The sequence below is a fragment of the Tenacibaculum ascidiaceicola genome, from assembly GCF_047470925.1.
Classification (GTDB): Bacteria; Bacteroidota; Bacteroidia; order Flavobacteriales; family Flavobacteriaceae; genus Polaribacter; species Polaribacter discolor.
In genome coordinates this window covers 51,010-62,153 of sequence record NZ_JAZKJP010000013.1, presented here as the reverse complement: position 1 = coordinate 62,153, position 11,144 = coordinate 51,010, and the positions used below count along the sequence as shown (strand labels likewise).

At 32.7% G+C, this 11,144-nt stretch carries 15 protein-coding genes; all 15 read right to left on the bottom strand.

What is annotated here, in order from left to right:
* Positions 1–4: 4 nt before the first annotated feature.
* The 15 genes from VBY68_RS15005 to VBY68_RS14935 all read right to left on the bottom strand — a co-directional run bounded on the left by VBY68_RS15005 (position 5) and on the right by VBY68_RS14935 (position 11,068).
* Positions 5–418, bottom strand: a complete 414-nt coding sequence (locus VBY68_RS15005; RefSeq protein ID WP_124590416.1) for a GPW/gp25 family protein — start codon at positions 416–418, stop codon at positions 5–7.
* 2 nt (positions 419–420) lie between these two features.
* The gene (locus tag VBY68_RS15000; RefSeq protein ID WP_099215617.1) at positions 421–711 is read right to left on the bottom strand and encodes a PAAR domain-containing protein; all 291 of its coding nucleotides are present in this window, start codon (positions 709–711) and stop codon (positions 421–423) included.
* 4 nt (positions 712–715) lie between these two features.
* Positions 716–2,461, bottom strand: coding sequence for a type VI secretion system tip protein VgrG (gene vgrG, locus VBY68_RS14995; RefSeq protein ID WP_415270185.1), 1,746 nt, complete (start codon positions 2,459–2,461; stop codon positions 716–718).
* Positions 2,462–3,148, bottom strand: coding sequence for a CIS tube protein (locus VBY68_RS14990; RefSeq protein WP_099215619.1), 687 nt, complete (start codon positions 3,146–3,148; stop codon positions 2,462–2,464).
* On the bottom strand, positions 3,148–3,309 hold the full coding sequence (locus tag VBY68_RS14985; protein WP_164505160.1) for a DUF5908 family protein: 162 nt from the start codon (positions 3,307–3,309) through the stop codon (positions 3,148–3,150). Before VBY68_RS14985 ends, VBY68_RS14990 begins: the two co-directional genes overlap by 1 nt.
* Before the next feature lies 1 nt (position 3,310).
* Complete coding sequence (locus VBY68_RS14980; protein WP_099215620.1) at positions 3,311–3,748, bottom strand: phage tail protein; 438 nt, start codon at positions 3,746–3,748, stop codon at positions 3,311–3,313.
* On the bottom strand, positions 3,748–4,194 hold the full coding sequence (locus VBY68_RS14975; RefSeq protein WP_047790305.1) for a phage tail protein: 447 nt from the start codon (positions 4,192–4,194) through the stop codon (positions 3,748–3,750). The genes VBY68_RS14980 and VBY68_RS14975 overlap by 1 nt, the downstream gene beginning before the upstream one ends.
* A 44-nt stretch (positions 4,195–4,238) precedes the next feature.
* A complete protein-coding gene (locus tag VBY68_RS14970) occupies positions 4,239–6,170 on the bottom strand; it encodes a phage tail sheath family protein (RefSeq protein ID WP_244174756.1) in 1,932 nt (643 codons plus the stop codon).
* A 29-nt stretch (positions 6,171–6,199) separates the two neighbouring features.
* Entirely contained in the window at positions 6,200–7,270 is a 1,071-nt protein-coding gene (locus VBY68_RS14965) for a hypothetical protein (protein ID WP_415270184.1), read from the bottom strand.
* Between the two features lie 6 nt (positions 7,271–7,276).
* The gene (locus VBY68_RS14960; protein ID WP_099215623.1) at positions 7,277–7,852 is read right to left on the bottom strand and encodes a Pvc16 family protein; all 576 of its coding nucleotides are present in this window, start codon (positions 7,850–7,852) and stop codon (positions 7,277–7,279) included.
* Between the two features lie 277 nt (positions 7,853–8,129).
* A complete protein-coding gene (gldA, locus tag VBY68_RS14955) occupies positions 8,130–9,023 on the bottom strand; it encodes a gliding motility-associated ABC transporter ATP-binding subunit GldA (protein ID WP_121147920.1) in 894 nt (297 codons plus the stop codon).
* Between the two features lie 7 nt (positions 9,024–9,030).
* Positions 9,031–9,492 carry a GNAT family N-acetyltransferase gene (locus VBY68_RS14950; RefSeq protein WP_415270183.1) on the bottom strand — a complete coding sequence of 154 codons (462 nt, stop codon included), beginning with the start codon at positions 9,490–9,492 and terminating at the stop codon, positions 9,031–9,033.
* The gene (locus VBY68_RS14945; RefSeq protein ID WP_415270182.1) at positions 9,492–9,977 is read right to left on the bottom strand and encodes a dihydrofolate reductase; all 486 of its coding nucleotides are present in this window, start codon (positions 9,975–9,977) and stop codon (positions 9,492–9,494) included. The genes VBY68_RS14950 and VBY68_RS14945 overlap by 1 nt, the downstream gene beginning before the upstream one ends.
* Before the next feature lie 18 nt (positions 9,978–9,995).
* Positions 9,996–10,181: a hypothetical protein gene (locus VBY68_RS14940; protein WP_099215626.1), complete on the bottom strand. Its 186-nt coding sequence runs from the start codon at positions 10,179–10,181 to the stop codon at positions 9,996–9,998.
* A 62-nt stretch (positions 10,182–10,243) separates the two neighbouring features.
* Positions 10,244–11,068 (bottom strand): thymidylate synthase, encoded by an 825-nt coding sequence (locus VBY68_RS14935; protein WP_099215627.1) that lies wholly within the window; start codon positions 11,066–11,068, stop codon positions 10,244–10,246.
* Between the last annotated feature and the right edge of the window lie 76 nt (positions 11,069–11,144).

Genomic DNA, 11,144 nt, shown 5'->3' with positions numbered 1-11,144 from the left:
TGTCTTAATTTATATCGGTTCCTTCTCCTTTATAGAAAGGGAAAACAACATTCGTTCTACTATTGGTAGCTCTAACTCTGTATTCAATTTTTATTATTAACATTCCTTCTAAAGGGTCTGTTTCTGAAACATCAATATGAATCACATCAATTCTTGGTTCGTGATATAAAATTGCTGTTTCAATTAAATCTTTAGCATAGGTTATTAGCGTTCTATCTAACTTTTCAAAAAGAAGCTCTTGTAAGTTGCAACCGTAATTAGGTAGCATTACACGTTCTCCTAATCTGGTAGTTAACAATATTTCCAAGCTACTTTTAATATCTTCTTCTTCTGAAATCATGATAACTTCGCTTAGATCTTTTGAAAACTCTGGTGGAAAATCCCAACCTATTCCTAAAAATGCTTTTTTATTTTCCATTGTCATCCTATTAAAACTGTTGCTTCTCCTAGTACAATAGTTCCTCCATGTGAAGTACTATCTCCCATTCTTGCTGCTGGCATCCCTCCGATTAATACGGTTCCTGATCCAGCGACTATGCTATCTGGTGGCCCAGTACAAGTTGCCATATCACCTACTCTCGCCGCAGGTAATCCTCCAATTAATACGGTAGGTTCTCCCGCTGGTAAAATTGGTCCTCCTACATGAGGTACTGTTCCTGTAACCATTGGACACACATGCATGTCTGTTATTCTTGCTGCTGGGTTTCCCATTTTTTTAATTTATTTGAACTAATGAACCTTTTAAAACAGCTATAGCACTTGTTGAAACTTCTGCCCCAGCACTACCTTCTGCTTTAAATTCTGCATTGGCTGCTATGCTCACATTTGTTCCTTCAATATTTACATCTCCTGATGCTTTCAATGAAATATCTCCGGCACTTTCCATTGATATTCCATCGCTGTTTATCGTAATTACATTAGAATTATCATCTTCAATCGTTATGGCTCCTTCATCTTCATCCAGCGAAATAATTTTTCCTGCGGGTGTTTCAATAGTGATTATTTTTTTATCATCATCAAACAACACTTTCATTTCACTTCTGGTAACAATTCCTTTTTCGTGATTATCATCAGTAGCTGTAATTGGAGAAGGTTTTGCACTACTGTGCAACATTCCTAAAACAATGGCATCATTAGGATCTTCATTGATAAATCCTACAATCACCTCATCTCCTATTTCTGGACGGAAGAAAATACCTCTGTTTTCTCCTGCATCGGGTGAAGCTACTCTACACCAAATACCTTCTTCTTCGTTATTTACAATTGGAATTTGTACTAGAATTCTATCTTCTCCATCAGGGTCTTCTTCTAATTGAGAAACAATTCCCACTTGTAACCCTTGAATGGCAGGCAATAATCCTGAAGCTGGTTTTGCTGAGATTTCAAAAGTTTCAGAAAACCATTCTGTTGATAAACCAAACTGTGCATTGGCTACCCAATTTCCTTCTGAAATTACATGCTGAACTCCTGTTACATATACATTTCCGTTAAATCGGTCTCCAACACCTTCTAGTTTTAAAATGGTGTTTGGTTTCACTGACGGGATTCCTTGAAATTTTACACGCCCTCTTACTTTTGCCAATTGTTGAAATAACCATTTGGCATCTGCCCAGTCTTGTAATTCAGTATCCGTAACAACACCTCCGTGTCGTAACTCCATACTTTCTAAACCTATGGTTTTGTTTAAGTCTGAAACCGATAAGTTTCCGTTTAAACTTACATTTGGATCTTTTCCTTCAATTTCTATTACTTCTTGATCAGCATGATTCCAGCTATAGGCTGCTACCTTTTTTACTTGGTGACGTGCATCTATTTCTGCATCAAAGTCTAATAAGGATCCTCCAAAAGTTACAGTTTCAATTTCTGACTGACTTACGTTGGGTTTAGCTATCGTTATAGTTCCGTCATCTACAAAACATAGTTTTCCATTGGCTTGCGCTCTTGAAACGACAAAGTCCCAATCTGATGCATTATATTGCACCAATTCAGCGTGGTTGTAATTTGTAGTTTCTACATCTTTTGACAAACTATACTTCCCTATAATTTCTTCAAAAATGTCGCTATCGGTACTTTCATAGAAATATTTACTTTTTCTGCCTACGGTCATTTTTACCGCTTCATCTTTACACTCAACTATTAATTGTGCTGAACTAGCTCTAATTCTTAGATTATGTTTGATAACGATTCCCTTAAAAATAGTTTCTTCATCAGAATGATATCCTGCGGTAATTTCAATTTCTTTACCAGGAATTAATAACTCTTCGTTACTTAATTTAAAATCTCTCTCTGAAGCATCTCCATCAATTAAAACAATTTGAGCGGTTGGTATTTTGTTTACTTCTTTGGAAATAGTAATATTTTTTACCTCATATTGTTTTGAGAGTTCTTCTCCTTCAATCAAGATTTTAAAAGTTACTAAATCGGCACTTTTTGAAGTTTGTATGGTTCCTGTATTATTCATCTAAGCAAATTTTTGTAAGGGTGGGAAAAAGATTTCTTGTCCTGGTTTTAGTTTTCTGAACTGCATTATTTTATTAACACGAGCTACTTCTAAATAATACTTTGAGTCTCCATAAATACGATTACACATAAGTGGTAAAGTGTCTCCTGATCTCACTTTACGATAGTGAGTTAAATCTGGCGACTGATTGTTTTCTCTTGCCACTCGTAAATCATCATCAATAGTACCTTTTACCTTAAGCTTTGCACTGGCACGTAATGGTGTTCCATCTGGTGCAAACAATTTATATTCAATAGAAAGATCTACTAAAGAGCCCTTAAAAAGGAGAGCACCCCATTTAATCATTAAATAGTTAGGTTTGTGCTCTTCTCCTTTGTATTCGAATACAATTTTTTTAAACGCTTCTATTTTATCTATGATTCCATCTTTTAGATCACTTTTTCCGTCAATGGCTCCACTGCTATCAAACAATAGGTCTAAATCTAATTCTTGAGGAGGTATTCTTGTAAACTTAGGTTGAGAGCCACTTGTACCTTGCCCTTGTTCTTCAGTATATTCTGGTTTATAAGCAACCATATACTTTTCTGGGTTTATAAGTGTTGTAAACTCCCCATTGGCTACTTCATTCTTAAACTTATCGTCAGAATACGCCTTTATTACTAATTTTTTTAACTCTCCTTGACTCATTATCGTTGTTTTTGTCTTTCAAGAATATCCATTACTTCCTCCACACATGCCGAAACTATAGCTGCTGTATTTCCGTTTTTTGATCCACTTGTTTTTCCTTGTGATTCTGATTTTTCATCCACGTTAATCTTGATATGTAATTCTTTGATAGTAATAGGCATCTTATACTATTTTAAAATAATTATAGGTTAATTCAAGTGTCTCAATAACCAGTTTACTTTCTTCAGCATTAAAGTCTCCTACATTCCATTTTACAGGGTATGCATGTTTTACATTCCAAGTTTGTATGGCTTGCTCGTCTTCACCTAATAACATTACATTGATATTTATAGGTTGTATCTCGAAATTGACTAAGGCTTTTTTACACCACTTAATTACTTCCGAATCAACAAGCATCCCTCTTTTCAATACTAAATTTGGATATTTGGAACGTACCGGTATTTTATGCTTGAATCTATTTTCTCCTCCTTCGGCTATTTCTTCAGTTTCAAGGTCTACCGAAAGACCTGAAACTGATTGAAATGAATTGTCGCCGCTTGAAGTTGGAATATCTTCAAACTCTACTTTAAAACTAAATCCTACTGGTGGATGATAGCTCATTACGATGACATTTTAAGCTTCTCAATTGCCCACTCAGCAGTTTCAATGGCTATTTCATTACCATCAGCTTTTAAGTCTGTAGGCTGTACTTTAGTGATATAAGCATTCTGAGCTTCCCATACTACAGCTGGTTGTCCAGTCTCATCTAATAATTTGATGGTTAAATCTCCTCTAAACTGCTCTCCTCCTTCTTGGAAATAAACTGTTTTAGCCCATTGCTTGTAAAACTGTTTACTTTCATCTACAAAGGTTCCTCTCTTCATAGTAATGTTACTATATTCGAATAATCCTGGTTGTTTTGATTTGTGGTATTCTTTATCTGCTCCTCCACGATATTCTATTACTTTATTATCAAAACTTAACCCTGATACTTCTGTACAATTAAATTTCGTATCACCAAAGGTTACCTCGAAGGAAAACTTTGGCATTGGATATGATTCTGCCATGATTCTTTATTTTTTATTTATATTTTTTTGGTTAGTTAGTTTACTTATGCTTCTTGCATTTTGTGAGAGAATTTAAGTATGATAAATTCAGCTGGACGTACTACTGCCATACCTATTTCTATGATCATATTTCCTTCTAAAACATCTTGAGCTGTCATGGTTTCTCCTAAACCAACACTTACATAAAATGCTTTTTCTGGTGTAGGACCTGCAAGTGCTCCTGCTCTCCATTGTTGTGTTAAGAAATTGTCAATCATTGCTTTTACACGCACCCAAGTATTTTTATCATTAGGTTCGAAAACAAATTGTTCTGATGCTTTTTTAATTGACTCTTCTGCCATGTTGAAGAAACGTCTTACAGATACATATCTCCATTCATTATCGTTTCCTGCAAGAGTTCTTGCTCCCCATACTAGATTTCCTTTTCCTACAAATGATCTGATAGCATTAACAGATTTTCCTGCTTTGGTGTCTACATTTAAATCTTTTTGCTCATCATGTGATATATTAACAGATGGGCCATATACATAATTTAACCCTACATTTGCTGGTGCTTTCCATACTCCTCTATCGGCATCAACTTTAGCATAAATTCCTGCCATGGTTGCACTAGGTGCCAATTTTACTGGTAACAACCCTATTTCTAACTTTATTTTATTGTATAGAGCATTATTATCTACTTTTAAATCTGCTAACGAAGGGAGTGTTGTTACACCTCCTAATGCATCAATAGCTCCTTTTAAGGCAAATAATTCATCGGTATTTTTTTGATCTTCCAAAGTGGTATAGATTCCATTATTAGTCATATCAGCTTCATCGATAATACCTAATAGATCATATACGTTTGTAGCATTAGAAGTTAAACTACCCATTAACTTCCCTTCTGTGTCGTCTTGTTGTAGCTTAAATAGCTTAGCATGTAAATCAGCCAAAGTGGCTTCTAAATTAGCATCCATCCAAGTTGTCATATCCGCACTTGGTGTTGCTAAAGAAGCTTCTTCTGAATCTTCAGCCGCAGAAATCAAATCGTTGATTGATGAAGTTATATTCTCTAAATAGCCAATAATATTTTTAATATTGGAAATGGCATCATTTTTAAATGACAATGCTACCGCATTACCTGCCCCATCTATATTATTTTTTGTATCAACCAATACTGTTAACAGGCTTTCAAGCTCAGTTAGATCAATTCCATCTATTACTTCTTCCGCTTGTACAGATAAACTTTCATCCAATCCTTCTATTTCAATACTATCTTCATCATAAGAGTAGTCAAGAATCGTATTTAAAAAAGGGTAATATGCTGCCCCATATTTCAAGTAGTCTTTTCCTAAAGAAATTTTATCTCTTAGTGCTTCTACTGGATCTACATCCCCTCCTCCATCATCATATTCATTATCTGAATAAGTATCAATAATGGTAAAGCGATCTTGTAATTTATTACATTGAGTAAGTGCTGATGCATATAAACTATAAAAATCAGTATCTGACGCCAACGATGTTCCGTCTGGGAATGTAAGTAAGGTTACTTCATCTACATAGGCTACTTTATCTAATCCTTCTTTCAATTCATCGAAAGAAATACTATTTTCATTGTTACTCTCATCTTCATAGGTGTTCACAGATACGATGTAACAAGGACCTCCTCCATTGGCAAAATACATTTGCATGTGATAATACATCTTAAAAGGAGACGGGGTACTTGGTGCAGTTACAATTACTTCCTCATTCGCTTGATTTGCATTTGTTACATTAACTCCAATACTTGTTTCCTGTCTTGCATAGCCAAAATACGTTTCGTAATCTAACATTGACGTTATTCTTGTTGGTTCTAACAGTAGGTCATTATTCTCTTTCTTTTTAGCTCTCTCGGTATAACCAATAAAAGCTGGAATTGCTGTTTCTACTTGAGCTACCGATGGGGGAAACTTTACAATTTCCTCTACGTAGACTCCTGGTGTTTTGTACGCTGACATAATTACTTGTTTTAAATTTTAATTTTTGTTTATATAAATACTTCCGAATAATAATCTTGCGATTCTTTCTTAATACTTTCTGGAGTAGGATTTGGGAAATAATAATCTTCTTGTGGTTCTGGTATAACGTCTTGTTTATCTATCTCTACACGCCCATTAAGTGTTAGTGGTTTTTCTTCTGACGTAGTCATTACAAGGTTTTCACTTCTTTTCGTGTAACGCCAAAATGTGTTTCTATTTTCAATACAAACAGCAAACTCTGGGGACTCCTCTAACAAACATTGTTTTGAGACATCAAAGACTTCTGTTTCTTCATTCTTAGTTAATACTTCTTCTGTTAAATTGTTGTTATTGTCTCCTGATATCTGGATTTGAACAACCCCTATTACCCCACTATTTTTAATTCTTCTTACAAAAAAATTAATAGTATCTATCACCTTTTGCTCTTCTTCATTTAAAGGGATAGCATTCATTATTTTAGATTCTATAACATTTAATTCAGAAGCATTGGTATTTGCAACAGTTACTAAATTCGGTGTAGTTGTATCAAACTCTTTTTCAGCTTCTAGTTGGTGTAATAGTTTTCTTGTTTCACTATCTGAAATCAAAAATGAGCTCCATTTTTTCACCTCAGAAATTGTTTCAAATAAATTGATTACTGAGGAACTTTTGTTTGATAAGTAATATAGTTGCTCCTCTTTCTTTTCAATTATGTTAGAAAAATTTTCAAAATAAGCATGGTGTACTTTTAAATAAAAAGTTAGCGTTAGTGAATCGGATAATGTAATTATTGGACTATATCTACTTACTTCTTGATTTCCTTCTTTGGTAGTTACTTTTATAGTTTCTGATAGTACTCGGACTCCTTTTTTATGACTTCTAAGTAATAGTCTATGATTTTTTAAACTCTTTTTGGTTTCTTGAGTAGGTTGAATTGATAGAAACTTGCTAATATCATATTGTTCTTCTAAACGTTTTTTTTCTTCATCTGTAAGAGGTGTTACTCCATTATTTCCTCCATTTAATTCGAAAAAAGTTCGTTCTCCTTCATCTAGGAAATAAGAGTGGTATATATTGATATTGAACAGTGTTTTGTACATAATCTTTTAATTTTTAATTATTGATTGTTGTTCAATACCAGAGACCACTGTTCCTTCTTTGGTTACAATATCCCTTTCTATTTCTAGTAATGTTATTTTATAAAGTACAGATGGGTACTGTTTACCTCCTAAGGTTCCCCATATATAATTTAACTCCTCAAAAGAAGGCGTATATAGTTGAGTAATAAATTTAAAAGTCTTTAGGTCTCCCAATCCATCTATACCTTCAAAGTTGGTGTTTTGATGCGTGAATACTTTTTTCCCTTGAAAAAAGGCTAATATTTTTGTTAAACTCTTTAAAGATTCAGCGTAACTGGATTTATCTACACTGAACAAAACGTAGAGGTTTAAGTATACTTTTGGATTTCTGTAACTAACTGTAGTTCCTTCTACACGATTGTTAGAAGTATTTTTTAATGCAAATTCTTCTTGTGTATTAATTAATGTTAATGAAATATCTGGGTTATTTGCTGGAGAATTTCCATCTCCTTCAGCCATAGCTATATTTGATAAGTCTACAGCCTTTTCATCGAAATAGTCATTTAATTCTTCGGTAATGATTTGTAATATTTCAAAAATCATTTTAATAGTAAGTTTGGTTAGTTTTGCTTGTAGATTGAAGGGTTAGCAATCAGACATTGTAAAATTAACCTCTCTTACGAAGAGTAACCGCAATGAAAAACTCTTTTAAAAAAGTAGTTTCTCCTAAATATTTTCTAATAGAATTACAGGTAGTAAAAAGGGGAAAATCACCCTTACTTTTTTAATCAAGAAATTTTAAGCTTTACGTGAATCCAATAAAAAACTCTTTATACACAGTATGCATAAAGAGTTTATATATATTCTTGTTTGTTATTTTTTATTTGGTCAACTCCCTAAATAAACTTTCTAAGTTTTTGTTTTCGGTATTTAATCCTAGAATTTTTAATCCATTTTCTTGTGCAAAGTCAAAAATTACTGGGCGCATATCTTCAGAAGTATTAAATGTTAACACCCAATTATTTTCTAGCGTATTTTTATATCCTGTAATATTTGGTAATCGTTTAATAAATTGTTCCTCTAATTTATAGTCAAACGTTACTTTAATTACTTGTTCATTATCTGTTTTAAGTTCTGAAATAGGTTTATTAATTACTATTTCTCCTTTATTTATAATTATAACTCGGTCACACATTGCTTCTACTTCTTGCATAATGTGTGTAGATAATAATACTGTTTTATCTTTTCCTAACTCTTTTATTAATTGACGTATTTCAACTAATTGGTTTGGATCTAACCCCGTAGTAGGTTCATCTAAAATTAATACTTCTGGATTGTGTAAAATAGCGGCCGCTAATCCTACACGCTGGCGATATCCTTTAGATAATTGATTAATCTTCTTATGTGCTTCTATCTTTAAGCCTACTCTATCAATAATCTCATTAATTCTAGACTTTTCTATATTATGTAAAGATGCTTGAAACTGTAAATATTCTTTCACATACATATCCAAGTACAACGGATTATGCTCTGGTAAATAACCTATTTTTTTTTGTGCTTCAATAGGATTTGAAATTACATCAATTCCACTTACCAACACAGTTCCTTTTGAAGGTTTAATAAACCCCGTTAAGATTTTCATTGTTGTAGATTTCCCAGCTCCATTTGGACCTAAAAAACCAACTATTTCTCCTTTCTTTGCTGAAAAGGAAATATTATTAACAGCCTTTTGTGTTCCGTATGTTTTTACTATTGAGGTAAGTTCTATCGACATTTAGTTCTTATAATTTCAGCTGAATCTTTACAGCATTTAATATTGATGAATTGAGCTTCTCTTTTTCAAAAACAGTGAATCCTAATTTCTTATAAAAACCTATTGGTGATTTATATGTTTGGTTATTTTCTTTTAAATAATTTTCACCAATAACAACCCAACCATTTAATTTATTGTGTCTTTTTTTTAACTTTTCAATTAGGTTTCTACCTATTCCTTTTCCTTGAATTTCTGTATCTAAAATCATTGCAAACCAACATTCTCCTTCACGAATAAAATCACAACACCAACCCAGTACTCGACTATTTTCTATAACTAAAAAATGATTTTTGTCCTTTAGCAATCCTAAATACTGATTAAAATCTTCAATACTTTTCTGCTTAATTACATATGGATATTCACGATTCCATAGTAACCTAACTTGTTCTTTATAAAAAGGGGATAATTTACTTATTTCTTTAAACTCCATTATTTTCTTTCATAAGAAACGAAGCTGTAGTCATATTTATTTTTTTCGTCAGCTTTAAAATCTTCCCGTGCTACTTCTTTCCATATATTCATATCTATTTTAGGGAAAAAAGCATCTGCTTCAAACTCATGATGCAATACAGTTATATCTAATCTATCAACTAAATTTTGCTCTAAAGCTTCCTTATAAATTTGCGCCCCACCTATTATAAACGCATCATTTCCTTCTACTAACTCTATAGCTTGCTCAATACTATTTGCTATTAAGCATCCATCTATAAAGTAGTTATTATTTCGGGTAATAATTATTGATGTACGGTTAGGTAAAGGTTTACCAATACTCTCAAAAGTATTACGCCCCATTAAAATAGGATGGCCTGTAGTAACTTTTTTAAAACGTTTTAAATCGGCAGGCAAATGCCAAATTAAGTCATTATCTTTTCCTAAAGCATTGTTTTTTGCAATTGCAGCTATGAGTGTAATCATAAATTTAGTTTGTGTGGCTTACATATTTTTCACCCATTCTTTAATATATCCTGTAAGATCTCTTTTTTCTGTTGTAGCTTCTTCAAAAGTTTCATTTTTCATATTATCAACCAACGTATGAATTGCCTTTAGCACATTTTCATCGTTAATTTCAGCTATTTTATCATAGAGATCTTCTTTTAAAACATCAACATCTGTATTCATTTTATAACTTTTAGGTGGTTTCTTACAAAGCTACTAAACAATATATATAAAATAAAGTTAAATTATACTGCTACAACTCCTTTTATGTGTGGGTGAGGATCATAACCTACCAATTCGAAATCTTCAAAAGTAAAATCTTCAATATTTTTTATTGCTGAATTAATCTTCATTTTAGGTAGAGATCTTGGTTCACGTGATAATTGCAACTCTAATTGCTCCATATGATTATTATATATATGAGCATCACCAAATGTATGAATAAACTCTCCAGCTTCATAACCACAAACTTGTGCAACCATCATTGTAAATAAAGCATAAGACGCAATATTAAAAGGAACTCCTAAAAATATATCTGCACTACGTTGATACAATTGACATGAAAGTTTCCCGTCTGCTACATAAAATTGAAAAAATGCATGACATGGAGGTAATGCCGCTTTACCATTCGCTACATTTTCTGCAAACGACTTTGAAGTATCTGGTAAAACTGAAGGATTCCATGCAGACACTAACATTCTACGGCTATTAGGGTTGCTTTTTAATGTTTCAATTACTTCTTTTAATTGGTCTATTTCATCACTATTCCAGTTACGCCATTGATGCCCATAAACTGGTCCTAAATCACCATTTTCATCAGCCCATTCATTCCAAATACGTACACCATTTTCTTGTAAATACTTAATATTGGTATCACCCTTTATAAACCATAATAATTCATAAATAATCGATTTTAGGTGTAGTTTCTTAGTTGTTACCATTGGAAACCCTTCACTCAAATCAAATCGCATTTGATATCCAAAAACACTCTTGGTTCCTGTTCCTGTTCTATCTCCCTTTTCGTTTCCGTTTTCTAAAACGTGTTTTACTATATCGTGATACTGCTTCATCCTTCTGCGTTTAATCGTTAAAATTGTTGATCTGTTTAACAACGTAAAAATAAAAAAGCATCTACAAAAAATGTAA